This window comes from Erythrobacter sp. (genome assembly GCF_023653175.1).
GTDB lineage: Bacteria > Pseudomonadota > Alphaproteobacteria > Sphingomonadales > Sphingomonadaceae > Erythrobacter.
Map to the genome: position 1 here is coordinate 1 of NZ_JAMNXL010000032.1, position 24,179 is coordinate 24,179.

Consider the following 24,179-nt stretch of genomic DNA (forward strand, 5'->3'; position numbering starts at 1 on the left):
CCCCCGCGCCGCATCACATGTGGATCGGCTTGCCCGTCACCGCCATCGCCGCTTCCTTGAAGGCTTCGGCATGGGTGGGGTGGGCGTGGCAGGTATAGGCGATGTCCTCGGAGGTGGCGCCGAATTCCATCGCCTGCGCGGCCTGGGCGATCATCGTGCCTGCAAGGCTGTTGATCATCCACACGCCGACCACGCGGTCGGTCGCGGCATCGGCGATGACTTTCACAAAACCGTCGGTGTCGCGGTTGGCCTTGGCGCGGCTGTTGGCCATCATCGGGAACTTGCCGACCTTGACCGCAAGGCCCCGCTCCTTGGCCTGCTCCTCGGTGAGGCCGACGCCTGCGATCTCGGGCGCGGTGTAGACGACGCTGGGGATCACATCGTGGTTCACGATCCCCGTAAGCCCGGCGATGTTCTCGGCAACCGCGATGCCCTCATCCTCGGCCTTGTGGGCGAGCATCGGGCCGGGGACGACATCGCCGATCGCCCAGATGCCCGGGACGGTAGTGGCGAAATCGTGGTCGATCTCGATCTGGCCGCGGTTGTTGACGGCAAGGCCGGCCTTATCCAGCGCGAGGCCATCGGTGTTGGCGCGGCGGCCGATCGCGACGAGCACGTGGCTGGCGGTGACGGTCTGCGCCTCGCCGCCCGCAGCGGGTTCGACGGTGAGGGTGACGGTCTTGCCGTCCACGGCAGCGCCGGTCACCTTCTGGCCGAGCATCATTGCCATGCCCTGCTTCTTGAAGATTTTCTGCGCCTCCTTGCGCACCTCGCCGTCCATGCCGGGGAGCAACTGGTCGAGGAATTCGATCACGGTGACCTTGGCACCCAAGCGCCGCCAGACCGAGCCAAGTTCGAGGCCGATCACACCGCCGCCGATCACCACGAGGTGCTCGGGCACTTCCTCAAGGTCGAGCGCGCCGGTGCTGTCGACGATCCGCTTGGCCGCGTTGTCGACGGGGACACCGGGGAGCGGGGTGACGCTGGAGCCGGTGGCGATCACGATGTCCTTGGCAGTGACCTTCTCGCCCGCGACGGTGACGGTGTGGGCGTCTTCGAACGCGGCATGGCCCTTGAGCCAGGTGACCTTGTTCTTCTTGAACAGGAACTCGATCCCGCCGGTCAGCTCGCCCACGGCCTTGGTCTTTTCCTCCATCATCCGGCCCAGATCGAGCGTCGGGGTGGCGGTGATGCCCCAGGTGGCGAAATGGCCATTGCGGGCCTCGTCAAACAGCTCCGAGCCGTGGAGCAGCGCCTTCGAAGGTATGCACCCGACATTGAGGCACGTCCCGCCCAGCGTTGCGCGCGATTCCACGCAGGCGGTCTTCAGCCCGAGCTGTGCCGCACGGATCGCCGCGACATAGCCGCCGGGGCCGGCACCGATGATGAGGACGTCGTAGTCGTAGGAAGCTTCGGACATTGTCGGAGGGTCTCCGGTATCAGGTGATGACCGCAAGGGCGCTCAGGCCCCCGGCTGCGGCCTTTGCCGCAAATTCGCGCAATTCGTTGAGGCGATCGGTCAGGAATGCCAGGCCGTCATCGCCTTCCTCAAGGTACATATCGGCGATGTAGACGTGTTCGTCGACCATCGCCTTAGGATTATAGCGTTGCGTGAGTGCAGCCTCATCCAGAGCGGCAGCAGCGTCGCAGAAGGTCTGCCACGCCTCTGCCGGGATCAGGAATGCCGGGCCGTAGCCATTATCTTCGCCGATTTCCTCGAATTTGCCGAGGATGATACTCAGAGGGCTGTCAGTCGAGCCGGCCGACTGGGTCAGCAGGAAATGGAGTGCGTGCCATTCCTTGTCGAGATCGATGATCGGCGCGGTTTCCCAGCCTTCTTCCGGATTGATGAAATCATAGGCGCTGTCAGGATCGGCGCGCACCGCTGCGACCTCACTGTCGCTCGCCAGTCTGGCTACCCACACCATTCCCATCGGCTGTGCTCCTCTTACAGGTCGATCAGCATCCGGGTCGGATCCTCGATTGCTTCCTTGATGATCTTCAGCGCCGTCACCGCCTCGCGCCCGTCGATCAGGCGGTGGTCGTAGGACATGGCGAGATACATCATCGGGCGGATCACGATCTGGCCGCCCCGAACCACGGCGCGATCCTCGATGCGGTGGAGGCCCAGCACCGCGCTCTGCGGCGGGTTGATGATCGGGGTGCTCATCAGGCTGCCGAACACGCCGCCGTTGGAGATCGTGAAGGTGCCGCCGGTCATGTCCTCCATCGTCAGCGTGCCCGCCTTCGCGCGCGCGCCGAAATCGGCGATGTCCTGCTCGATCCGGGCAAAGCCCTTCTTGTCGGCATCGCGGATCACGGGGACGACGAGGCCATTGGGCGCGCTGACCGCGACCGAGATGTCGACATAGTCGTGGTAGATGATCTCATCGCCGTCGATATAGGCGTTGACGCTCGGCACGTCCTTCAGCGCGAGGCAGGCGGCCTTGGCGAAGAAGCCCATGAAGCCGAGGCGGATGTCGTGCTTCTTGGCGAACAGGTCCTTGTACTTGTCGCGCGCTTCGATGACGGCGCTCATGTCGACGTCGTTGAAGGTGGTGAGCATCGCCGCATTGTCCTGCGCGGCCTTCAGGCGCTTGGCGATGGTCTGGCGCATGCGGGTCATCTTGACCCGCTCGGTGCCGCGCGCGCCGCCCGATGCGACGGGGGCTGCGGGGGCAGCGGCAGGCGCGGGCGCAGGCGCCGGGGTCGCCGGGCCCTTGGCGCGGGCTTCAGCGGCCGCCAGCACATCTTCCTTGGTCAGGCGGCCGTCCTTGCCGGTGCCCTTGATGGTGGAAGGGTCGACCCCGTGCTCCAGCACCGCACGGCGCACTGCAGGCGACATGGTCTGGGCGGGGGTGAGGAGTTCCTCGCTCGCTGCCGGAGCAGCGGTTTCCGCCTTGGCGGCTGCCGGAGCGGCGGCGGGCGCAGGCGCTGGTGCGCTCGCGCCGTCCTCGATGATCGCGATCACCGCGCCGACCTCGACCGTGTCGCCGACCGCGACCACGTGCTGGGACATCACACCCGCGACCGGCGAGGGCACATCGACCGCGACCTTGTCGGTTTCGAGGCTGGCGATCGGCTCGTCGACCGCGACCGCGTCACCGGGCTGCTTGAGCCATTCGGCAATCGTGCCTTCGGTGACGGATTCGCCGAGGACGGGGACTTTGATTTCGGTGGCCATTGGGATGGGTTCCTGAAATTTGGATATATTTCGTGTGAAGAAGGGGCGGGCCGCTCAAAGCCCCAGCGCGGCGGCGACGAGCGCCTCCTGCTGGGCCTTGTGGCGGCTGGCGAGGCCTGTCGCGGGCGAGGCGGCGGCGTCGCGTCCGGCATAGCTCGGCCGCTTGCCCGCATGCCCGGCCTTCGCCAGCGATTCCTCGATCCGCTCATTGACGAAGAACCACGCGCCGTTGTTGCGCGGCTCTTCCTGACACCACACGACTTCCTCGAGGCCGGTCATGCGCCCGAGCCGCAGCGCCAGCGGGTCGCCGGGGAAGGGGAAGAGCTGCTCGATGCGGACGATCGAGACGTCATCCAGCCCCGCCGCATCGCGCGCCTCGATCAGGTCATAGGCGACCTTGCCCGAACACAGCACCAGACGCCGCACCTTCTCGTCCGCAATCTCGGCCGGATCGGAGAGGATGCGCCGGAACTGCCGCTCGCCGAGGAAGGAATCGCGCACCGATTTCGCCATCGGGTGACGCAGCAGCGACTTGGGGCTCATGATGATCAGCGGCTTGCGGAAGCTCCGCAGCATCTGGCGGCGCAGCACGTGGAAGTAGTTCGCCGGCGTGGTAATGTTGCACACGCACATATTGTCGTCGGCGCACAGCTGCAGGAACCGCTCGAGCCGCGCGGAGGAGTGCTCCGGGCCCTGTCCCTCGTAGCCGTGCGGCAGCAGCATCACGAGGCCGTTGGCCCGCAGCCACTTGCTCTCGCCCGACGCGATGTACTGATCGATCATGATCTGCGCGCCGTTGGCGAAATCGCCGAACTGGGCCTCCCACAACACGAGGCTCTTGGGATCGGCCATGGCAAAGCCGTATTCGAAGCCGAGCACGCCGTATTCCGACAGGGTGGAATCGTGCACCTCGAACTTGCCATGGGGCAGGGTCGAGAGCGGCACATATTTGCGTTCGGACTTCTGGTCGACCCACACGGCATGGCGCTGCGAGAAAGTGCCGCGGCCCGAATCCTGGCCCGACAGGCGCACCCCGTAGCCTTCCATCACGAGGCTGCCGAAAGCGAGCGCCTCGGCGGTTGCCCAGTCGAAGCCTTCGCCGGAAGCGAACATCTCGCGCTTGGCGGTGAGCACACGGTCGAGGGTCTTGTGGACCTCGAGATCGGCGGGGACTTCGGTCAACACGCGGCCGAGCGCGTCGAACACCTTGGGCTCGATCGCGGTCTCGACCGAGCGGCGCGCGGTTTCCGGGTCGGCGGGCTTGTTGAGCCCGGCCCAGCGGCCGCCGAACCAGTCGGCCTCGTTGGCCTTGTAGCTCTTGCCCGCCTCGAATTCCTCTTCGAGCAGCGCGGTGAATTCACCCGCGATCCGGTCACGCGTGCCGGGTTCGACCACGCCCTCGCGGATCAGGCGCGCTTCATAGGCAACGCTGACCTTGGGGTGCTGGCCGATCTTGCCATACATCACCGGCTGGGTGAACTTGGGCTCGTCACCCTCGTTGTGGCCGAAGCGGCGGTAGCACCACATGTCGATCACCACGTCGCGGTGGAAGGTCTGGCGATATTCGACTGCGAGCTTGCAGGCGAAGGTCACGGCTTCGGGATCATCGCCGTTGACGTGCAGGATCGGTGCCATCACGCCCTTGGCCACATCGCTCGGATAGGGCGAGGACCGCGCGAACTTCGGCGAGGTCGTGAAGCCGATCTGGTTGTTGATGATGAAGTGGACGCAGCCGCCGGTGTCGTAGCCGGGGACGCCCGAGAGCGAGAGGCTCTCCCACACCACGCCTTGCCCTGCAAAGGCCGCATCGCCGTGGATCAGCACCGGGAGCACCTGATCCTTCTTCTTCAGATCGTCGCGGATCGCCTGCTGCGCGCGGGTCTTGCCGAGCACCACCGGGTTCACCGTCTCGAGGTGCGAGGGGTTGGGCACGAGGCTCATGTGCACCGAGATCCCGTCGAACTCACGGTCGGTCGAGGTGCCGAGGTGATACTTCACGTCGCCCGAACCGCCGACATCATCGGGGTTGGCCGAGCCGCCCGAGAATTCGTGGAAGATCACGCGGTAGGGCTTGGCCATCACGTTGGCGAGCACGTTCAACCGGCCGCGGTGGGCCATGCCGTAGATGATCTCGCGCACGCCCGCGCTGCCGCCGTGCTTGATCACGGCTTCCAGCGCCGGGATCATGGATTCGCCGCCGTCGAGGCCGAAGCGCTTGGTGCCGACGTACTTCTTGGCGAGGAACTCCTCGTAGCCTTCCCCGCGCAGCACCGCGGCGAGGATCGCCTTCTTGCCTTCAGGCGTGAACTGGATCGTCTCGCCCGGGCTTTCGAACTTGTCCTGGAGGAAGCGGCGTTCCTCGGTATCGGCGATGTGCATGTATTCGAGGCCGACCTTGCCGCAATACACTTCGCGCAGGCGCTGGTGGAGCTTGCCCACCGTGGTCCATTCCATGCCGAGCACGCCGCCGACATAGACGTCCTCGTTCTCCTTGCCTGCAAGGCCGTGCCATTCGAGCGTCAGGTCAGCTGGGCCCTCGCGGTTGCTGAGGCCCAGCGGATCGAGGTCCGCCGCCATGTGGCCGCGCACGCGGTAGAGGCGAACGAGCGTCATCGCCGCGATCGAGAGCGCTGCGGCCTTTTCGACCGCCTTGGGATCGGTCGGCTTGCCGGCGTCCTTCGCCGCCTGCTTGACCGCGAGCTTCATCTCGGTCGGGTCCATCGCCGCGGTAAGATCCGCGCCGCTGTCCGCGAGCGTGTCGAGCCAGCCGCGCTTCGCCCACGAAGGGCCGGGCTGCGGGCCTTCCTGATCGGTGAAGGCGGGGATGAAGTTTTGCGGTTCGTTGCCCATCATGGGACTCCTGGGGAGGAGGAAGGATGCCCCCTCGCTACGCGGCGAGGGGGCGGTAGTCGCTAACTCAGGCGTTTTCTTTCAGCATCGCGGCAAGGGTTTCCCCGAGCAGCGAGGGCGAGGGCGAGACGCGGATGCCCGCATCTTCCATCGCCGCGATCTTGTCTTCCGCGCCGCCCTGACCGCCGCTGACGATCGCGCCCGCGTGGCCCATGCGGCGACCCGGAGGGGCGGTGCGCCCGGCAATGAAGCCGACCATCGGCTTGGCGCGGCCCTTGGCGCGTTCGGCCTTGATGAAGGCGGCGGCCTCTTCTTCGGCCGAACCGCCGATTTCGCCGATCATGATGATGGACTCGGTCTCGGGATCGTCGAGGAACAGGTCGAGCACGTCGATGAAGTTGGTGCCGTTGACCGGGTCGCCGCCGATGCCGACCGCGGTGGTCTGGCCGAGGCCCGCCATGGTGGTCTGGTGCACGGCCTCATAGGTGAGCGTGCCCGAACGCGAGACGATGCCGACCGAGCCCTTCTTGAAGATATTGGCCGGCATGATGCCGATCTTGCACTCGTTCGGCGTCAGCACGCCGGGGCAGTTGGGGCCGATGAGGCGCGACTTGGAGCCCGACAGCGCGCGCTTGGCGCGGACCATGTCGAGCACCGGAATGCCTTCGGTGATGCAGATGATCAGTTCGATCTCGGCATCGATCGCTTCGCAGATCGCGTCAGCGGCGAACGGCGGCGGAACGTAGATGCACGAAGCTGTCGCGCCGGTCGCGGCCTTGGCTTCGCGCACGGTGTTGAACTGCGGCAGGCCGATGTGGGTGGTGCCGCCCTTGCCCGGGGTCACGCCCGCGACCATCTGCGTCCCGTAATCGAGCGCGGCCTGGGTGTGGAAGGTGCCGGTGTTGCCGGTCATGCCTTGCGTGATGACCTTGGTGTCTTTGTTTACGAGGATGGACATTCAGTAGCTCCTAGAAGGCGGCGCCGATGAGGCGGATTTTGGGTTGGTCGGACGAATTGTCCGTGAAGAACTGGAGGCCGCGGGCATTGCTGCCACCGCCGAACATCCAGACGAGACTGTCCTTCTGTTCGATCGGCTTTTTCTTGAGCAGCACCTCGAAGGCGGTGCGCATCTGCTTCTGCTGGTCCGGCGACGGCAGCGTGGCTTCGACCACGCAGATGCGTGATACGCCATCAGGATCAGCCGGGAAGGTGACCTTCACAGGCAGGCCTTTGGCTGCAAGATAGCTGCCATCGTCCTGCTTTTCCCATTCGGCGCTGCCGTCGAATTTCGAACGGTCCGCGCCCTTTTTGCCTGCCGCGAGGACGCAGGTGGTTGCGCCCTCCATCGCCCGCACCAACGCTGAGGGGTCTTCCTGCGCATTGGCAGAAGACCCCAGCACTGCGGCGGCGATCACGGCAGGCAGGAACAGCTTAGGCAAGGCTGCCATCCAGCGCCTTGCAGGCCTCAAGCAGTTCCTTGACCGCGTCGACACTGACCTGGAGGTTGGCCTTCTCTTCGTCCGAAAGGCTGATCTCGATCACCTCTTCCGCGCCGTTCGCGCCGATCACCACCGGCACGCCGACATAGAGACCGTCGACGCCGTACTTGCCGTCAACCTGCACCGCGCAAGGGAGGATGCGCTTCTGGTCGTAGAGGTAGGCTTCGGCCATCGAAATGGCGCTGGTGGCGGGGGCATAGAAGGCCGAGCCGGTCTTGAGCAGCGCGACGATCTCGCCGCCGCCCGAACGGGTGCGCTGGACGATTTCGCCGAGGCGGTCTTCGGAGATGCCCTTGATCTTGGCCATGTCCGCGACCGGGATGCCGTTGATCGTCGAGTAGGACAGCACCGGCACCATCGTGTCGCCGTGGCCGCCAAGCACGAAGGCGTTCACGTCCTTGACGCTGACGCCGAATTCCCACGCGAGGAAGGTGGCAAAGCGCGCCGAGTCGAGCACGCCGGCCATGCCGACGACCTTGTTGGCGGGGAGGCCCGAGAACTCGCGCAGCGCCCACACCATCGCGTCGAGCGGGTTGGTGATGCAGATCACGAAGGCATCGGGGCAGTTGGCGGCAATGCCTTCGCCCACGGCCTTCATGACCTTCAAGTTGATGCCGAGCAGGTCATCGCGGCTCATGCCGGGCTTGCGCGCCACGCCCGCGGTGACGATCACGACGTCGCTGCCCGCGATGTCGGCATAGTCGTTGGAACCGGTGATACTCGCGTCAAAGCCCTCGACCGGGCCGCACTGCGACAGATCGAGCGCCTTGCCCTGCGGAATGCCCTCGGCCACGTCAAACAGGACGATGTCGCCAAGGCCCTTCAAGGCCGCGAGGTGTGCGAGCGTGCCGCCGATATTGCCGGCGCCGACGAGGGCGATCTTCTTGCGGGCCATGTGTGGACTTCCTTCCCTGATCCGTCGGGACGAAGTTATGGGGCGCGCCCAAAGGCAAGTGGCGCTGGTGCCTGCCTCCCGTCCCAAGCGGCTGGGCACCCGTTACACAAGGCGCGGTAGGCCGCTGAAAAGGGGAATGCAACCGTCAAAAAGTCTGATGCGGAAACTATCTTTGCAAATAGTTTGCAATTGCAATAATGGTTCGGATCACCCCCTCAGGGAAACACCGTAGCGCAGCTGCCGTAAGGGAAGGGCCCCGCGGCGCTCAGGCCGGCTCGAGCACCCGGCCGGCGCGCGCCGCCAGCCGACGGTCGAACATCTGCGTGATCGCGAGCCAGTGGTCTTGTCCATTCGCATCGCCGCGCTTCCGCGCCTCGGCGGCAAGATCGACCGCGACTTCGGCCGCAGCCAGTCCGTGAACCGCGAAATGCCGCAAGGCATCGGCGAGCAGCGGATCGAAGGCAGTGCCGGCCGGAGCCTCTGCGCTGCCCTCGCGCCGGTTGTCATTCGCCGCCCGCGCCAGCACCGGCGCGATCAGCCCGCGCCCTGCGGCGCGCCAGCCCAGACGGCGGGCAGGGTGATTGGCGGAAGCGAAGCGGACGGACATGGGGCGTGGGTTTCCTGCTTGTTGGCCTGCGCAAGAAAACTGCGCGGACGGGTCACAATCCCCTAGCGGCCCGCCGCTAAGGCTTGGTGTGACAACAGGGTTTCGGCAGTTTTAACCTTGTTTCGCCTGAGGCCTTAGTTGGCGGGCGCGGTTCCGGGGCCGGGCTGCGCCTTCCACTGCCCGGCGCGGGCATATTCGGGCTTCACCGATCCTGTGCCGGCGACCGGCTCGCCCGGTGCGGGGGGAGCTGCGGCCACGCCCTGCTTGCGTTCGCGCACGGGAGCGATGTCGTAGCCGATCGCCGGCAGAGCCCCCGCTGAGCTCGCCGCAGGCGGCCCTGCCGGCACCATTGGGCCCGCGCCCGCAGGCAGCGGCGTGGTGCGTCCGCTCACCACCGGTTCGAACCCGGCATAGCCGCCCCTGAACGCCGCCGCCGATCCGCTCGCGCCGCGGGTGCGGTAGAAGCGGTGCGCGCCGATCGTGCCGATATGGTCGAGGCTGCTCGCCCAGTAGGGATTGACCCAGAGCGTGTGGTAGTGCGTCGCGAGGCCCACGGGGGCATAGACGCTGCCGTTCAATGCCTCGTCGGCGAGGCGCTGCGCCCGCGCCCAGCTCGCGCCAGACGGGCGGCGTGCGAGGCTGCCGTCGCAGGTGAAGGTGAACTGGCAGCCGGTCGAGCGCTCCGAACCCTGATAGACCACGCCGCACACGCTCGACGGCCAGGACGGGTGGGCGACGCGGTTGAGCACCACCTGCGCCACCGCGCGCTGCCCGGCCTCACTTTCGCTGGCGGCCTCGTACCACACGGCCTGCGCGAGGCATTCCGAGGCGCGCAGATGCGAGATGCCGGCGGCGGGCATGTAGAAGGGCTTGGCCGCCGCGCCGACATCGATGAGCGCGCCGAGCTCGCGTCCGCTCTCCGCGCCTTGCGCCAGCGGGTCATCGGTCGGCAGCGCGACCAGCGCGGTGCCGGCAGGGTCGGCCATGTAGTAATAGGCCGAGCCCGGAAAGCTCATGCCGGGGCGCTCGAAGGGCAGCGCGGCCGCGGCGGCCTGGCGGGTGGCGAGCGCGGCGGTGCTCTCGACCGCAGGCCCGGGGAGGCTGCCCACATTGCCGCCCATGCCGCCTGTAGCCGCCATTGCCGGAACGGCGATCGCCGCGAACAGCACCGCAAGACGCTTGCGGGCGGTCTTCGAGAACAGGTTGATGCCCGTCAGCACCCGGCGGCGGCGCACGCGCGGGGCGATGTTGCCTGAGGTGTCGACGAAAAGTGTGCGCTGGCGGGCCATGGTCGGCTCCGCTTACGCGCGGGTGCGCGCCGGGGCGAGGCCGCCGCAGGCCAGCGTCCCGTTTCCGGACACCCGCGCGCGGCAGGTTAAAGCGTTGCTTGTCCAGGTTCGCCAGCCTATCGCCTTGCCCCACGGGATATGGCGCGGGATCGCATCACGACAGGGCTGAGGGGCCGATGCGGCGGCGTGCTGCTGGCAGTGCTGGCGCTTGCGCTGGCCGCCTGTGCGCCCGCCGCCCCGACCGCGCCGCAACACCCCGCGCAGCCCACGCCCGCGCATCCCACCATCGTCAGCCTCAACCCCTGCCTCGATGCCATCCTCGTCGCTATCGCGCCGCCTGCCCAGGTGCTCGCGCTGTCGCATTATTCGCGCGATGCCGCGTCCAGCTCGATCCCGGCCGCCACCGCCGCGCGATACGGTGTCACCGGCGGGACGGCCGAGGAGGTGATCGCCGCGCGGCCCGATCTGGTGCTCGCATCGATCTTCCTGCCCCAGTCGACCCGCTCCGCGCTCGAGCGGGCGGGGCTCCGGGTGGAAACCTTCGGCAGCCCGACCAGCATCGCCGAGAGCGCCGATCAGGTGCGCGCGGTAGCGGCATTGGCGGGCCGCGGGGGAGAGGGCGAGGCGCTCGCCGCGCGCATCGCTGCCCGCCCGGCAAGGCCCTCCGGCCCGCCCGTCGACGCGCTGCTGTGGCAACCGGGCGAGATCGTCGCGGGCGAGCAGACCCTCGTCTCCGAACTGCTGCGCGAGGCGGGCTTTGCGAGCGACGCTGCGCGCCGGGGCTTGCGGCAGGCCGACCGGGTGAGCCTCGAGAGCGTGCTCGCCGATCCGCCGCAGGTGCTGCTGGTGGCGGGCGATGCGGCGGGGCAGCGCCATCCGCTGCTGGCGGGGCAGCTGAAGGGGGCGCATATCGCCGCCTTCGATCCCTCGCTGATCTATTGCGGCGGACCGACGATCCTGCGTGCCCGCGCCCGCCTCGCCGAAATCCGGCGGGCAGTGGAGGCGCGTCCGTGAACCGCGCGAGCCTTGTCTTCGCCGCGCTGCTGGCGGTGCTGGTGCCGCTCTCGCTGCTGGCGGGCCGCGTGTGGATTTCGCCCTTCGGCGATACGCCGCAGAACGCCGCGCTGATCCTTGCCGAGCTGCGCCTGCCGCGCGCGGTGCTGGCGGTGGTGATTGGCGCAGGCCTGGGCGCTGGGGGCGCGGCGATGCAGGGCTATCTCAGGAACCCGCTCGCCGATCCGGGCCTGTTCGGCATCGCCCCGATGGCGGCGCTGGGCGCGGTCGCGAGCTTCTGGTTCGCGCCGCTGTTGCCGCCGCTGCTGGCGGCGTGGAGCCTGCCCATCATGGCGCTCGGCGGGGCGGCGCTCGGCATGGCCGGCCTCGCGCTCATCGCGGGGCGCACCGCGCATGACGGGGCAGGGGGCACAGGCGGAGGGATCGCGCTCTTCACCCTCGCCGGGCTGATGCTGGCGAGCCTTGCCGGCGCGCTCACCGCGCTGGCCATCACGCTTGCGCCCAACCCTTTCGCGCTGTCCGAGATCGTGCTGTGGCTCAACGGCGCGCTGACCGACCGCTCGTGGCGCGAGGTGTGGATTGCCGCACCGCTCACCCTCGCCGGGATCGGCGTGCTGGCGCTGGCGGCCAGGAGCCTCGACGCGCTGACGCTGGGCGAGGCGGCGGCGCGCTCGATGGGCGTGGAGTCGCGGCGGCTGCTGCTGCTGCTCGTCATCGGCATCGGCCTCACGGTTGGCGCAGGGGTGGCGGTGGCCGGGATCATCGGCTTCGTCGGCCTCGTCGTGCCCCATCTGGTGCGCCCGTTGACCGACCGGCTTCCCTCGAGCCTGATCCTGCCGAGCGCGCTGGCGGGCGCCTGCCTCGTGCTGGCTGCGGACAGCATTGTGCGGGTTCTGCCGCTGGTCACCGAGCTGCGGCTCGGCATCGCGCTTTCGCTGATCGGTGCGCCGTTTTTCGGCTGGCTGCTGGTGCAGATGCGGCGGGGGAGGCTGTGATGTTGGCAGCGGAAAACCTCACCGTGACACGCGGCGGGCGGGAGGTGGTGAGCGCGCTCACGGCCGCACTCGCGCCGGGGCGGATCACTGCCATCGTCGGCCCCAATGGTGCGGGCAAGTCCTCGGCGCTGCTGGCGCTGGCCGGCTTGCTGGAGCCGACCGGGGGCGCGGTCACGCTGGATGGCCGGCCGCTCGGCGCGCTGGCCCCGCGCGCCCGGGCGCAGGCGATCGGCTACCTGCCGCAGAGCCCCGACGTCGCCTGGGACGTCAGCGTGGAGAGCCTCGTCGCGCTCGGCCGCCTGCCGTGGCGCGACCGCGGCACCGCAGCGGTCGCGGCGGCGCTCGCCGCGCTCGATCTGAAGAGCTTGCGCAACCGCCCTGTCAGTCGGCTCTCCGGCGGCGAGCGCGCGCGGGTGCTGCTGGCGCGTGTGCTTGCCGGAGAGCCTCGCTGGATCCTCGCCGACGAGCCGCTCGCCGCGCTCGATCTGGCGCATCAACTGGCGCTGATCGCGCACCTCAAGGCCTGCGCGAGCGCCGGGCAGGGGGTGGCCATCGTGCTCCACGATCTGGCGCTGGCGATGAACCACGCCGATCACGTGCTGGTGCTGCACGAGGGCCGCCTTGTCGCCGAAGGGCCGCCCGCCGAGGCGCTCGCCGCAGAGGTCATCGCCCGCGTCTGGGGGGTCAGCGCGCAGTGGCTGGGCGAGCCGGGGCGGCGGGGGCTGGTGGCTAATCCGCCTGCCAGCTGAAGATCAGGCGATCTTGCTTTCGATCATGATCTGGTCGGCTTCAATCTTGGTTCCGGGTGCCACACGAACCACGATATAGACCTCCTTGTCAGGGCCGATATCCTCGATAGTGCCATTGTCGTGCTGATAAGTGACGTTGCTGGCAGCCTTGATGATAAAGCCTGCCTTACCCGAGTCTTCAACGATAACGTTTTTGAAGTAGCTTTTTGCCACATCCTCGGACGAGAAGCTTTTGATATCGAATTCAGCCATCTAAATTCTCCCGCCGTTTGGATCGTCTGCCTCTAAATCTTGCTGACATCTTCGGCAGTTATGCCTTCGATGAGCTGGCCGTTGCTGTCGATGAACGTGATGCAACCGTCCTTCGTCTGGCACGCCTGCTTGAACTTTGTCTTCTGCCGATCGGAGATCGGAAGGCTGTCGATGAATGCTGGCATCGCTTGCTTGGTTTCGGCGTCGGTCAATCCTGATATCCGGGACCGAAGGCTGGTTCGGGCTTCTTCTTCCTTCTTGCCTGTTCCAGGCGGATAGGTTGTGGCGCCTAGCACTGCTGCCGCTGCGTTGCTGCTTGTAGGGCTATCCGCTGACCGTTCTGCGGCATCGCTGACAGAGACGACGGCCGCGCCGCCCGATGCTGCTAGGAGCTGTGCAGCTACGCCCGTCGCGAAATACTGCGCAAGTCCAGCAGTGGCTTCATTGCCCGTCGCATTGCCCTTCAGCTTTGCACCGAAACTGGCAAGGACAGAGTAGCTGTCTTGAACTAGTAGTTCATTCCCGACCGCGCGGACACCGACGAATTTGCAGGGGTGCACGCTCGCCTTTCCGTCGCTGCCGAAAGTAATCTCGTCGTTCAGCTTCTGCCAGGTCATGGTGGGGGGCGTGCCGCTCGTTGTCGTGATCTCGGTTGCCGGTGCACAGGGGGTGAGCATGTTCTGGCTCCCGGGCTTCTCGCCAGTGTTCGCCAGCAACGGCATGATCACCGCTTCCTGCCGATCATAGGCGATCAGCACGCTAGGCATCTGGTGCACGTCGCGTCCGACTTTCACGCCCACCGTCGTGGTTGTGCCGAACACCATCGTGTTCGAGTGCCGCGTGGCTTGCACACACCCCCCCAACAGCGGCAGCATCGCACAAGCAAGCAGCCCTACATGTCTTTGACGTAGCATATGTCTTCCCCCTTCAACGATTCCAGAATGCGCGCGGCGCTTTCGGCCTCCACGTCGTCGCGGATCACCACCAGCATCTGGCACTGGGCGGGATCGGCGATCACCCATTCGCTGTGATCGAACCCGAGCCATGCCGCAGACGCTGTCGCATCGCCGAAGCCGAGCCCCAGACTGCTGCGCCGGAAGGCGATCATGTTGCCCTTGCGTTCGGGAACAACGATACGGGTGATCCCGACCGAGACGATCTCGCGGGTCGGGCCCTCGGCCGGCAAAGTGACGGTGCATCCCTCGCAGAGCGCTGCCGCCAGGACTGAAAAGGCTACCCCCCTGAATATGACCTGTTCCCCCGCAATGGCCCGATGACAAGACAATCACAAAAAGCCCGACTTGCCAAGCGATTGCGAGGTTTGGGGGACGCAATGGCCGGGCGAGCCGGGAAGGCGAGGGTTGGTTGCGGGCGGGTGAGGCCGACATGCGGCGGGTAAAGCCCCGGGAAAGCTTCACCCGCCTGTCTTGTTGTCCTCTAGCGGGCTCCCGCCGGACGGGCCAGGTTGCGACCCTCGAAGGGACCCGGCCAGCTCTGCGGGGAGGCCCTTCATCTGGCAGAAGGGCGGCCCGTTGACGACTTCAGATTTTCTGTAGGGGAAGGCGATTCTGCGCCAAAACACTGGAAAAAAGCCACTTTGTTCCCGCACCACGCGCGCTTGCCGGGGTTTCGCTCCAACCCCGCCGCACCCGCCTTTCCGCTGGCCGCCACGTATGTTTGCCTATTCGCCCAATTCGCCCTAGCCTCCGCTCCGGCCTGGCCGCGGGGGAGGGGAGCGACATGCCCCCCGCAAGGCGGGCAGCTTGGGGGTTCGGCATGAGCGATCCGGGGAGCACGTTCCGCTACAAGGCGTTCATCAGCTATAGCTGGGCCGATGCCAAATGGGGCAAGTGGCTCCAGCACGCCATCGAAACCTACCGCACCCCGCGCGCGCCGATCGGCGCGGAACGCGCCCACGGCCCGGTGCCCGCCCGCCTCCACCCGCTGTTCAAGGACCGCGAGGAGGAAGCCGCGGGTGCCAGCATCGGCGCGGCGGTCGAGGCGGCGCTGGCTTCGAGCGAATTCCTGATCGTGGTCTGCTCGGCCACATCGGCCAAGTCGAAATGGGTCAATCGCGAGATCGCGTGGTTCAAGACCCATCGCGATCCATCCAAAGTGCTCGCCCTGATCGTTGGCGGCGAGCCGGGCGATCCCGACAACGAGTGCTTCCCCAAGGCGCTCACCCACCTTGTCGACGCGGAGGGCGCGGTCACCGACATTGCGCTCGACACCCCGCTCGCCGCCGATGCGCGCGACAGCGGTGACGGCAAGCGCATGGCGCACCTGAAGCTCGCCGCGGCGATGCTCGGCACCGGGCTCGACGAACTGGTCCGCCGCGATGAGCTTGTCCCTGCGAGCACCGAGCCCGCATTTCTATAAATGCGGGCAAGGTTTTAGGTTGCACGGCGGGGCACTTAGCATCAGCTTGGTTGTGGCAGGAGGCAAATCGCAATGAGCTGGGTCTGCGAGGAAAAACTAGCGGCAGTGGCCCTGGGGTGCGTCGGTCTTGCTACGCTCGATCCGGAAAAAGTTGTCGGAGGGGCGGTCGCGGCGACGGGGTTGATGCGGCTGTGGGGCGCAGCCCGCGAACAGGACGGCGTGGGCAGCGATGCTCTGCTGGCGCGCGTCCGCAAGCGCGTGGGCAAGGGTTTCAAGCAGTGGACGGCAGGTAACCCCGGCGCCGAGGCCGATATCCGCGCAGCCGACAATGCGATGGCTCAGCACCTCGCCGAATGCGTGCCGCCGGTCGCCGAACTCGCCAAGACCACCTATGACGACGAGGATTTCCCCGCCTACGCCGCGCGCCTGATTGTCGACCGCCTCGCCGCGCGCAACCCGATCTTCAGCGAAACCAGCGATATCCGCGTCCCCGCCGCGCGCGAATTCGCGCTGGCTGTGGTGACCGGCGCGCTGACCGAGGCGAAGAGCGTCGAGCCGTTCATGCTGCGGCTGACGCAGGAAGTGGTGCTGTTGATCCCGCAGCACTTGCAGCGAATCGAGCGGACGGTGGAGGCGGGGTTTGCCTCGCAGGACGCGCAGTTTGCCGAACTGAAGGCGATGCTCAGCAGCCAGCTTGGCATTCCCATCGAAGTCCTGGGCCGCGAGATTACCGCCATCCTCGAACTCAATCCAGCCACGTCGCAGGCCGAACTCTACGATGATCTGCGCGACTACAAACGCAAGCATGATGCTCTCGCCGCGCAGCTCGACGCCGTCCTAGTGGCCGACAACCGCATCGCCGCTTTGAAGGCCGACGCCGAAGCGGCGCTGGCGGCCTATGATCACGATGCCGCTGACCGGATTTTCGGCGAAATGCGCGCGGTCGAGGATGAGCGCATCGCCGCAGGCATGCGGCGCAGCGCCGAATATGCCGTCGGGCAGGCGCAGGCCCGCATGCTGAAGCGCGACTGGCAGGGCGCGGCGGAGGTGTGGATGGATGCGGGGCACAAGCTGGCGCTGTTCGATGCCGAGGCGGGCGGTGACCTACTCAATGCTGCCGGCAAGGCGCTGACCGACTTTGGCGAAAAGTTCGCGGGCGGAGCGATGGAGGCAGCGATCGCTGCCTATCGCGCAGCACTCGAGTTTCGCACGTACAATGATCTACCTGCTGCGTGGGCGGCGACTCAGAACAATCTAGCCGCTGCGCTCGGGGTTCTGGGTGATCGCAGCGCAGGAGAGGCGGGGATCGCGCGTTTGGCTGAGGCTGTGACGGCTTTTCGTGCGGCGCTCAAGGTATATGCTCGCGATGAGTTTCGCGCCAATTGGGCGACGACACAAGGAAATCTCGGCACTGCGCTTCGCTTGCAGGGAGAGCGCTGCGGCGAGGTCGAAGGGGACGCACTATTTGCCGAGGCAGCGACTGCGTATCGCGCTGTGTTGGAGGTATGCGATCAAGAAATTCTACCTGCTCAATGGGCGCGGGCGAAGAACAATCTTGGTGCTTTATATCTTTCGCAGTGCAAGCGTCAGCTTGGTGTGGCTGGCTTTGACCTTGTGACAGAGGCATTGGCTGCTTTTCGTGCGGCGCTGGAGGTTTGCACCCGCAACGATCTACGTGAACTATGGGCGGAGTCGCAGGTCCATTTGGGCAACGCGCTTAAAGCTCAGGGCGAACTTCTTGGCTGGACAGCGGGGATTGCGCCGCAGGGTGATGCGGTGGCGGCCTATCGTGCGGCTCTGGAGGTCTACACCCGAGATGCACACCCCGCAAATTGGGCAATGACGCAGAACAATTTGGGCATTGCGCTACAGGTGCAAGGTCAACACCAAGGTGGGGCGTCGGGGGTCGCGCTGCTGGGCGAGGCTGTGGAGGCCTATCGCGCCGCGCTTGAGGAGCAAACCCGCGATGCCATGCCTGCCCAATGGGCAGCGGCGCAAACAAACCTGGCGATTGCCTTCGAAGCGCTCTCGCAGTTGGAAATTGGATTGCGGTGTAAGCATCTCACCGAAGCGCGTTCGGCAGTTATTGCGGCGCTGGCAGTCTTTACTCCCAAACATATGCCCTTCCATCATGGCAACGCCACCAACCTCCTCGCCCGGATCGACGCCGCCCTCGCCGAGCACTGCCTCGACGCCTCCGCCCCCTCCTGACGCCCGCACCGGGGCACCAATCGCGCGCTCGTCCGTTGCACCGGCACGCTTCGATCCCCATCTCCGCCCTGCTTGCGGGCATGCCCGCCCCGCGCACCCTTGACCCACGCGAACATTTCCGGAACACAGCCCTCCCATGAGCCTCACCACCATCTCCGTGCGCGGTGCGCGCGAACACAACCTCAAGGGTATCGACATCGATCTGCCGCGCGATGCGCTGATCGTGGTCACCGGGCTTTCGGGATCGGGCAAGTCGAGTCTCGCGTTCGACACCATCTATGCCGAGGGGCAGCGGCGCTATGTCGAGAGCCTCTCGGCCTATGCGCGCCAGTTCCTCGAGATGATGCAGAAGCCCGATGTCGAGCATATCGACGGCCTCAGCCCCGCAATCTCGATTGAGCAGAAGACGACCAGCCGCAACCCGCGTTCGACCGTGGCGACCGTCACCGAGATCTATGACTACATGCGCCTGCTGTGGGCGCGGGTGGGGACGCCCTACTCGCCCGCCACGGGCGAGCCGATCAGCGCGCAGACCGTCAGCCAGATGGTCGACCGGGTGATGGCGCTGCCCGAAGGCACGCGCGCCTATCTGCTCGCCCCGGTGGTCCGCGGGAGGAAGGGCGAATACCGCAAGGAAATCGCCGAATGGCAGCGGCAGGGCTTCACCCGCGTGCGGATCGACGGGGAGATCTACCCGATCGAGGAAGCGCCTACGCTCGACAAGAAGTTCAAGCATGACATCGAAGTGGTGGTTGACCGCATCGCGGTGCGCGAAGGGATCGAGACGCGGCTGGCGGACAGCTTCGAGCAGGCTTTGAAGCTGGCCGAGGGGCTCGCCTATGTCGATCTCGCCGATGGCGTGGTGCCGGGGCGCGAGGGTGAGGCGCAGGGCGGCGCGATGAAGGGGGCGGGGCTGCCCGCCAACCGCATCGTGTTCTCGGAAAAGTTCGCCTGTCCGGTGAGCGGCTTCACGATTGAGGAAATCGAGCCGCGGCTGTTCTCCTTCAACGCCCCCCAGGGCGCGTGCCCGGCCTGCGACGGGATCGGCGAGAAGATGCTGTTCGACCCTCAGCTTGTCGTCCCCAACGAGGCGCTCACCCTCAAGCAGGGCGCGGTGGTGCCCTGGGCCAAGTCCAACCCGCCTTCGCCTTACTACATGCAGGTGCTCGCGAGCCTTGCGAAGGCCTATGGCTTCGACCTGACGACCCCGTGGAAGGACTTGGCGCCCGAACAGAAGCTCATCATCCTCCACGGCACGGGCGGGCTGCCGGTGCCGCTGACCTTCAAGGACGGGCGCCGCGAATACACCGTCCACAAGGCGTTCGAGGGCGTGATCGGCAACCTCAACCGTCGCATGATGCAGACCGAGAGCGCGTGGATGCAGGAGGAACTCTCCAAGTACCAGACCGCGCAGGCCTGCGAGACCTGCGGCGGCAAGCGCCTCAACGAGAAGGCGCTCAGCGTGAAGATCCCCAGCGCCGCCGGGCCGACCGACATCGCCACCCCGGTGCAGATGAGCGTGGCGGACGCCAAGGCGTGGTTCCTCGGGCTCGACGAACACCTCACCGCCCAGCAAAGCCAGATCGCCAAGGCCATCCTCAAGGAGATCAACGAGCGGCTGGGCTTCCTCGACAATGTCGGGCTCGACTACCTCAACCTCGACCGCACCTCCGGCACCCTCAGCGGGGGCGAGAGCCAGCGCATCCGCCTCGCCTCGCAGATCGGCTCCGGCCTCTCAGGCGTGCTCTACGTGCTCGACGAGCCCAGCATCGGCCTCCACCAGCGCGACAACGACCGCTTGCTCGAAACCCTCAAGCGCCTGCGCGACCTCGGCAACACGGTGATCGTCGTCGAGCATGACGAGGACGCGATCCGCGCCGCCGACCATATCGTCGACCTCGGCCCCGGCGCCGGGGTGCATGGGGGCGAGGTGGTCGCGGAAGGGACGCTCAAGCAGATCCTCAAGGCCAAGGGCAGCCTCACCGCCGACTACCTCACCGGCAAGCGCAAGATCGAGGTGCCGAAGAAGCGGCGCAAGGGCAACGGGCACCACATCGTGGTCAAGAACGCGCGCGCCAACAACCTCAAGGGCGTCACGGCGAAAATCCCGCTCGGCACCTTCACCTGCATCACCGGGGTCTCGGGGAGCGGCAAGTCCTCGCTCACCATCGACACCCTGCAAGCCGGCGCCTCCCGCGTGCTCAACGGCGCGCGGGTCATCGCGGGGGCGCACGACGCCATCACCGGGCTCGAATATTGCGACAAGGTCATCGAGATCGACCAGTCCCCCATCGGCCGCACCCCGCGCTCCAACCCCGCCACCTACACCGGCGCCTTCACCCAGATCCGCGACTGGTTCGCCGGCCTCCCCGAAAGCCTCGCGCGCGGCTACAAGCCCGGGCGCTTCTCCTTCAACGTCAAGGGCGGCCGCTGCGAGAAGTGCCAGGGCGACGGCCTCATCAAGATCGAGATGCACTTCCTCCCCGACGTCTACGTCACCTGCGAGGAATGCCACGGCAAGCGCTACAACCGCGAAACGCTCGAGGTGAAGTTCAAGGGCCACTCGATCGCCGACGTGCTCGACATGACGATCGAGGATGCCGAGGAGTTCTTCAAGGCCGTCCCCCCGATCCGCGAGAAGATGCGGATGCTCAACGAGGTCGGCCTCGGCTACGTGAAAGTCGGCCAGCAGGCGACTACCCTGTCCGGCGGCGAGGCGCAGCGCGTCAAACTCGGCAAGGAACTCGCCCGCCGCTCGACCGGCCAGACGCTCTACATTCTGGATGAACCCACCACCGGCCTGCATTTCGAGGACGTGCGCAAGCTCCTCGAAGTGCTGCACCGGCTGGTGGAGCAGGGCAACTCGGTCGTCGTGATCGAGCACAACCTCGACGTGATCAAGACCGCCGACTGGATCATCGACCTCGGCCCCGAGGGCGGGGTGCGCGGCGGGGAGATTGTGGCCGAGGGCACGCCGGAGAAGGTGGTGAAGGAGCCGCGGTCGTTCACGGGGCAGTATCTGGCGCCGCTGCTCACTCGGTAGGTAACGACGACCTGCGCTGCGCTTCTCGAAGGATGCGGTGCCCCGTCAGGCAATTGCGTCATCAAGCGCCGCTCGAATGCGATCTAAAATCGGATCAAAAGAAGAGAACGAATATTTTTCGAAGTTCTTCAAAATGTGGCTCCCGAGAATGAATTTCCCGAAGTGCGCTGACGTGTCATAATCTTTTTGCGAAGAAAAAGTCTTACCTCCTAAGTTCACATTCAGTGCGACTGGATCGAGAAAATCCTCGATAGAAGTTTCTATCTTTGGCGGCGCTTGCGGAGTTTTGACAACATATAGAGATTTTTCCAATTTGAAGAAATTTGATTCGATCTTCGTGCTTATATCTATTTTGTAGACGTCTTTAATAACCTTTTGAGCGGATCCGATACCAGAATCATTATCTAGTACGATTAAGACTGGACGTCGGTTGTAGTTAGTTGAAAGCCTCCGAACAAAATTTCTGTGCCGTTCTAAAAAAACGCTGAAATTTGAAGATCCACCAGGAATTCCCATCACTCTTGATGCTGTTTTAGGGAAGTTGAAGAAATCAATAAGTATTTCATTATCGGCTGCCGCCTTATGGTCGACAAGTAAATTCAAAGATTTATCTGCTGAGAGAAGGGCGGCCTTTATATAGAAGATGTCGCTAATGCCTTCTGTGATAATCAGAGGGCGTGAAGGTTTCACCAAATACTTGAAATAGAGGAAATCAGAATAGGTTCTTGCAATGGCCGAAGGATTGTAGAATTTGGGGTTCACTTCGCGATCGTCGGAGCGGTCCGAAATTTGGAACAGGTAGCTCAGTCGACCTTCGAGAGCAGCAAGCTGGTCGGTGGTCGGGCTTTCATCGGTGCAATTCCAGCGATAGCTGTCTGTGAATCGCGGCAAGAACCAATCTTTATTACGAAGCATCGCGTGCACGGCAGCGCGGGACGCTTTGTAAGTTTCTCGAGGTATGGCCACCTTCTTATTTACAACAAGTCCGGTGACGAGTTGGCGGCTGTCGTGCGATGACAGGCGAGTTTTGGTAGGGTTGATGACAAATCCTGCCGACTTCACTCGTGCGTCTAGCTCGTCGCTTGGTTCCCAGCCTTGGTCAGACGAGGATGCCTTTGCAATCAAAGATGGAAATGTTTTTTGATTAGTTGAAAAGGTGATGTCGTCTGCGTAGCGGGAGTAAGTGCATCTCGCGCGACGCGCTAATCTAGCCAATCTGAAATCCAAGCTGCCGCAAATCAAATTCGAAACAACCGGCGACGTTGCTGCGCCTTGGGGTAGTTGATTTTTGTAGCAGCAGATTTGTGCGACCAGGGTTGCAACTTTAGGATCTAGAGCAAAGCTGCGGTTGCTTATGAAGAAACCTCGCACACGACCGAAGTTTATGGTTGGGAAAAAATCCTGCAGGTCGATGTTGAAAACCCACCTTTTCCCGATGTGCTCATGAGCATTATCGTAAATGGTACGCTTCTTCTCAAAACCATACGATCTGCGCGGTCTATGATTTTGATCGATCTCATACTGACATTCGTAGAGGACTTTTGAGAGTCGCTTTTGGAGGCTTTTCAGGCTCTCGTTGGGGACGGAAATAAGCCGAGTGCCGCCATTTTTTTTGCTTAAGCAGACCTCAGTGTAACGGTGCTCTTCAGAAAGAATGAAAAGCAAATATGTGAGATGCTTTGGCTGAATATCTAACAAAGCGCCTAAGTCATAAGAATTTTTGCAGGCTTGCAGATCAGAAAGCATATCGTCCGTAGGCACTCCTATGCGATCGTCGATCGATTATCATTCAAGGATTTCCACCATCATGGCCTCGTAAGGCAGCAAGCGGTGGTAACGCACTTCTCAAACGCTGCGAAACACAGCGGAAGGTTCTGCCTACGGACTTAGCGGGATAATCGCGAAATTGACTACTCATGTCAATTTGCATCTCGTTGGGATCTTTGTGTTTCTGGCATGCTGCCTGACAAGCCCTTTCCTACACCCCCAAACCCCCTGTACCCTCCCGCGCAGGCGTCGGCTCTGCGCTCCACCTCTCTCGCGCCGCGGTCCGCTCCCGCCAGCCCTCGCCGGGTGCGAGGAGCGGGGGAGGGGGCTCGGGGGCTTCGAGGGGGCGGCGGGCAGCGGCGGCGCTCCCGAAAAGAACTTGCACCCCTCGCAAGGAGCCCGCGCGCATGAGCCGCATCAATGAAGCTTCCGCCGATCCGTCGCCGCCCTATGATCCCGGGCAGAAGCTGCCCAGCGCGCCGACCCGGCTGCTCGATCCCGAGGGGCGGGCGTTTGTCGCCGAGTGGCAGGCGCATCTCGATGCGGGGCGGATCGGGGGGAACCCTCCCATGAGCGATGAGGCCCGCGCGGCGATCCTCGCCAATGAGCGGGTGGTGATGGGGCCGCGGTGGCGCGGGGGGCGGTGAGGCGCGGCGCGGGGGCGGTCGGTGGAGGGCTGGGGCGAAATGCGCGGGGCCACCGTGTCCCTTGCGGGTAACTCTCTGATATAGAAAAACACTGCCGCGATCCGGCCGCCGCATGCTGCCGGTTTGCGCGCACTCGTCGCCATGTGGTCGAATGTCGTTGCCCGGTCGTCGGCGGGTCGTCACCGCCCCGTCGCGGGCGCGTCACCCGGTCGTCGGCGTCTCCGGGGCAGGCCTGCGGCGCTCCCACGCGGCCACGGCGGCAAAGGTGAGCGTGCCGCTCGCCAGCATCCACAGGAAGGCGCCCGGCACCTCCAGCACCCAGTCGAGCGCCACGAGGCTCGCCATCTGCACCACAATTGCGGCAAGGGCGGCAAGCCGCGCGCGTGATCCGGCGAGCCCGGCGATGATCGGCACCGCGAGCACCGCGCCGATCGCGCCGGCGTCCATCACCAGCGACCGCAGCGATTCTCCCGAGAGCGCCAGCCCCGCCGCCAGCGCCGCCGCGGCGATCGTCGCCCACCGCGCGGCACGCAGCAGGGCGCGGGGAGAAGCGTTCGGATTCAAGCGTTTGTACCCGCTCTCGGTGACCACCGCCGAGACCGCGAGCAGAGCGCTATCGACCGAGGAGAGGATCGCCGAGACCAGCGCTCCGGTGAAGATGATCAGCAGCCAGTCGGGAAAGAGCGCCTTGGCGAGGGAGGGGAGGAAGGCCTCGCCCTCGGCCAGCGGGAGGCCGAGTTGCGGAGCGAAGAGGCCGAAGCTGACGGGGATGAGCCCCGCGGCAAGGTAGATCCCCGC

21 protein-coding genes are annotated in these 24,179 nt (G+C 65.3%); 7 read left to right on the plus strand and 14 right to left on the minus strand.

Going from position 1 to position 24,179, the window contains the following annotated elements; genetic code table 11:
* Positions 1 to 13 precede the first annotated feature (13 nt).
* From lpdA to NBV68_RS05815, 9 genes are all read right to left on the minus strand, one after another.
* Positions 14 to 1,420 carry a dihydrolipoyl dehydrogenase gene (gene lpdA / locus NBV68_RS05775; protein WP_296307956.1) on the minus strand — a complete coding sequence of 469 codons (1,407 nt, stop codon included), beginning with the start codon at positions 1,418 to 1,420 and terminating at the stop codon, positions 14 to 16.
* 19 nt (positions 1,421 to 1,439) lie between these two features.
* Positions 1,440 to 1,934, minus strand: a complete 495-nt coding sequence (locus NBV68_RS05780) for a DUF1877 family protein (protein WP_296307957.1) — start codon at positions 1,932 to 1,934, stop codon at positions 1,440 to 1,442.
* A gap of 14 nt (positions 1,935 to 1,948) precedes the next feature.
* Positions 1,949 to 3,184: a 2-oxoglutarate dehydrogenase complex dihydrolipoyllysine-residue succinyltransferase gene (gene odhB / locus NBV68_RS05785; RefSeq protein WP_296307959.1), complete on the minus strand. Its 1,236-nt coding sequence runs from the start codon at positions 3,182 to 3,184 to the stop codon at positions 1,949 to 1,951.
* 54 nt (positions 3,185 to 3,238) lie between these two features.
* Positions 3,239 to 6,034, minus strand: coding sequence for a 2-oxoglutarate dehydrogenase E1 component (locus tag NBV68_RS05790; protein WP_296307990.1), 2,796 nt, complete (start codon positions 6,032 to 6,034; stop codon positions 3,239 to 3,241).
* Between the two features lie 67 nt (positions 6,035 to 6,101).
* Positions 6,102 to 6,992, minus strand: a complete 891-nt coding sequence (gene sucD, locus NBV68_RS05795) for a succinate--CoA ligase subunit alpha (RefSeq protein ID WP_296307960.1) — start codon at positions 6,990 to 6,992, stop codon at positions 6,102 to 6,104.
* Positions 6,993 to 7,002: 10 nt separating this feature from the next.
* A complete protein-coding gene (locus NBV68_RS05800) occupies positions 7,003 to 7,482 on the minus strand; it encodes a hypothetical protein (protein ID WP_296307962.1) in 480 nt (159 codons plus the stop codon).
* Entirely contained in the window at positions 7,466 to 8,428 is a 963-nt protein-coding gene (gene mdh / locus NBV68_RS05805; RefSeq protein WP_296307963.1) for a malate dehydrogenase, read from the minus strand. Before mdh ends, NBV68_RS05800 begins: the two co-directional genes overlap by 17 nt.
* 265 nt (positions 8,429 to 8,693) lie before the next feature.
* On the minus strand, positions 8,694 to 9,035 hold the full coding sequence (locus NBV68_RS05810) for a hypothetical protein (protein WP_296307965.1): 342 nt from the start codon (positions 9,033 to 9,035) through the stop codon (positions 8,694 to 8,696).
* 134 nt (positions 9,036 to 9,169) lie between these two features.
* Positions 9,170 to 10,324 (minus strand): cell wall hydrolase, encoded by a 1,155-nt coding sequence (locus NBV68_RS05815; protein ID WP_296307966.1) that lies wholly within the window; start codon positions 10,322 to 10,324, stop codon positions 9,170 to 9,172.
* Between the two features lie 138 nt (positions 10,325 to 10,462).
* On the opposite strand from NBV68_RS05815, the gene NBV68_RS05820 reads away from it, so the two are divergent.
* Genes NBV68_RS05820 through NBV68_RS05830 form a run of 3 tightly spaced genes read left to right on the plus strand, consistent with a single transcriptional unit; the run spans position 10,463 to position 13,082 of the window.
* Entirely contained in the window at positions 10,463 to 11,338 is an 876-nt protein-coding gene (locus NBV68_RS05820) for an ABC transporter substrate-binding protein (protein ID WP_296307968.1), read from the plus strand.
* Positions 11,335 to 12,333: an iron ABC transporter permease gene (locus tag NBV68_RS05825; protein WP_296307970.1), complete on the plus strand. Its 999-nt coding sequence runs from the start codon at positions 11,335 to 11,337 to the stop codon at positions 12,331 to 12,333. The genes NBV68_RS05820 and NBV68_RS05825 overlap by 4 nt, the downstream gene beginning before the upstream one ends.
* A complete protein-coding gene (locus tag NBV68_RS05830; RefSeq protein WP_296307972.1) occupies positions 12,333 to 13,082 on the plus strand; it encodes an ABC transporter ATP-binding protein in 750 nt (249 codons plus the stop codon). The genes NBV68_RS05825 and NBV68_RS05830 overlap by 1 nt, the downstream gene beginning before the upstream one ends.
* Positions 13,083 to 13,085: 3 nt before the next feature.
* Here NBV68_RS05830 and NBV68_RS05835 read toward each other — a convergent pair whose 3' ends face one another.
* The 3 genes from NBV68_RS05835 to NBV68_RS05845 form a co-directional block, all read right to left on the minus strand.
* Complete coding sequence (locus NBV68_RS05835) at positions 13,086 to 13,334, minus strand: hypothetical protein (RefSeq protein ID WP_296307974.1); 249 nt, start codon at positions 13,332 to 13,334, stop codon at positions 13,086 to 13,088.
* A 32-nt stretch (positions 13,335 to 13,366) separates the two neighbouring features.
* Positions 13,367 to 14,158 (minus strand): hypothetical protein, encoded by a 792-nt coding sequence (locus NBV68_RS05840; protein WP_296307976.1) that lies wholly within the window; start codon positions 14,156 to 14,158, stop codon positions 13,367 to 13,369.
* 68 nt (positions 14,159 to 14,226) lie between these two features.
* Entirely contained in the window at positions 14,227 to 14,520 is a 294-nt protein-coding gene (locus NBV68_RS05845; RefSeq protein ID WP_296307978.1) for a hypothetical protein, read from the minus strand.
* A gap of 590 nt (positions 14,521 to 15,110) precedes the next feature.
* Between NBV68_RS05845 and NBV68_RS05850 the strand changes: the two genes are divergently transcribed.
* The 3 genes from NBV68_RS05850 (at position 15,111) to uvrA (ending at position 20,967) form a co-directional block, all read left to right on the plus strand.
* Positions 15,111 to 15,713, plus strand: coding sequence for a toll/interleukin-1 receptor domain-containing protein (locus NBV68_RS05850; RefSeq protein WP_296307980.1), 603 nt, complete (start codon positions 15,111 to 15,113; stop codon positions 15,711 to 15,713).
* Between the two features lie 72 nt (positions 15,714 to 15,785).
* Entirely contained in the window at positions 15,786 to 17,924 is a 2,139-nt protein-coding gene (locus NBV68_RS05855) for a tetratricopeptide repeat protein (protein ID WP_296307981.1), read from the plus strand.
* Positions 17,925 to 18,060: 136 nt separating this feature from the next.
* Positions 18,061 to 20,967, plus strand: a complete 2,907-nt coding sequence (gene uvrA, locus NBV68_RS05860) for an excinuclease ABC subunit UvrA (protein ID WP_296307983.1) — start codon at positions 18,061 to 18,063, stop codon at positions 20,965 to 20,967.
* A gap of 45 nt (positions 20,968 to 21,012) precedes the next feature.
* On the opposite strand, the gene NBV68_RS05865 is transcribed toward uvrA, so the two are convergent.
* Complete coding sequence (locus tag NBV68_RS05865) at positions 21,013 to 22,713, minus strand: retron Ec67 family RNA-directed DNA polymerase/endonuclease (protein ID WP_296307985.1); 1,701 nt, start codon at positions 22,711 to 22,713, stop codon at positions 21,013 to 21,015.
* A gap of 428 nt (positions 22,714 to 23,141) precedes the next feature.
* Here NBV68_RS05865 and NBV68_RS05870 point away from each other — a divergent pair, with 428 nt between their 5' ends.
* Entirely contained in the window at positions 23,142 to 23,381 is a 240-nt protein-coding gene (locus tag NBV68_RS05870; RefSeq protein ID WP_296307987.1) for a hypothetical protein, read from the plus strand.
* Between the two features lie 201 nt (positions 23,382 to 23,582).
* Here NBV68_RS05870 and NBV68_RS05875 read toward each other — a convergent pair.
* A partial coding sequence (locus tag NBV68_RS05875) for a hypothetical protein (RefSeq protein ID WP_296307989.1) occupies positions 23,583 to 24,179 on the minus strand: 597 nt, incomplete at its 5' end.

Excerpts from the sequence above, each read along its gene's own strand:
- NBV68_RS05850 (WP_296307980.1), top strand. The coding sequence starts at position 15,111 with ATGAGCGATCCGGGGAGCACGTTCCGCTACAAGGCGTTCATCAGCTAT.
- NBV68_RS05780 (WP_296307957.1), bottom strand. The coding sequence starts at position 1,934 with ATGGGAATGGTGTGGGTAGCCAGACTGGCGAGCGACAGTGAGGTCGCA.
- NBV68_RS05830 (WP_296307972.1), top strand. The coding sequence starts at position 12,333 with ATGTTGGCAGCGGAAAACCTCACCGTGACACGCGGCGGGCGGGAGGTG.
- NBV68_RS05865 (WP_296307985.1), bottom strand. The coding sequence starts at position 22,713 with ATGCTTTCTGATCTGCAAGCCTGCAAAAATTCTTATGACTTAGGCGCT.
- NBV68_RS05870 (WP_296307987.1), top strand. The coding sequence starts at position 23,142 with ATGAGCCGCATCAATGAAGCTTCCGCCGATCCGTCGCCGCCCTATGAT.
- NBV68_RS05855 (WP_296307981.1), top strand. The coding sequence starts at position 15,786 with ATGAGCTGGGTCTGCGAGGAAAAACTAGCGGCAGTGGCCCTGGGGTGC.
- NBV68_RS05820 (WP_296307968.1), top strand. The coding sequence starts at position 10,463 with ATGGCGCGGGATCGCATCACGACAGGGCTGAGGGGCCGATGCGGCGGC.
- NBV68_RS05790 (WP_296307990.1), bottom strand. The coding sequence starts at position 6,034 with ATGGGCAACGAACCGCAAAACTTCATCCCCGCCTTCACCGATCAGGAA.
- NBV68_RS05835 (WP_296307974.1), bottom strand. The coding sequence starts at position 13,334 with ATGGCTGAATTCGATATCAAAAGCTTCTCGTCCGAGGATGTGGCAAAA.
- odhB (WP_296307959.1), bottom strand. The coding sequence starts at position 3,184 with ATGGCCACCGAAATCAAAGTCCCCGTCCTCGGCGAATCCGTCACCGAA.
- NBV68_RS05800 (WP_296307962.1), bottom strand. The coding sequence starts at position 7,482 with ATGGCAGCCTTGCCTAAGCTGTTCCTGCCTGCCGTGATCGCCGCCGCA.
- NBV68_RS05810 (WP_296307965.1), bottom strand. The coding sequence starts at position 9,035 with ATGTCCGTCCGCTTCGCTTCCGCCAATCACCCTGCCCGCCGTCTGGGC.
- NBV68_RS05815 (WP_296307966.1), bottom strand. The coding sequence starts at position 10,324 with ATGGCCCGCCAGCGCACACTTTTCGTCGACACCTCAGGCAACATCGCC.
- NBV68_RS05840 (WP_296307976.1), bottom strand. The coding sequence starts at position 14,158 with ATGGTGTTCGGCACAACCACGACGGTGGGCGTGAAAGTCGGACGCGAC.
- sucD (WP_296307960.1), bottom strand. The coding sequence starts at position 6,992 with ATGTCCATCCTCGTAAACAAAGACACCAAGGTCATCACGCAAGGCATG.
- mdh (WP_296307963.1), bottom strand. The coding sequence starts at position 8,428 with ATGGCCCGCAAGAAGATCGCCCTCGTCGGCGCCGGCAATATCGGCGGC.
- uvrA (WP_296307983.1), top strand. The coding sequence starts at position 18,061 with ATGAGCCTCACCACCATCTCCGTGCGCGGTGCGCGCGAACACAACCTC.
- lpdA (WP_296307956.1), bottom strand. The coding sequence starts at position 1,420 with ATGTCCGAAGCTTCCTACGACTACGACGTCCTCATCATCGGTGCCGGC.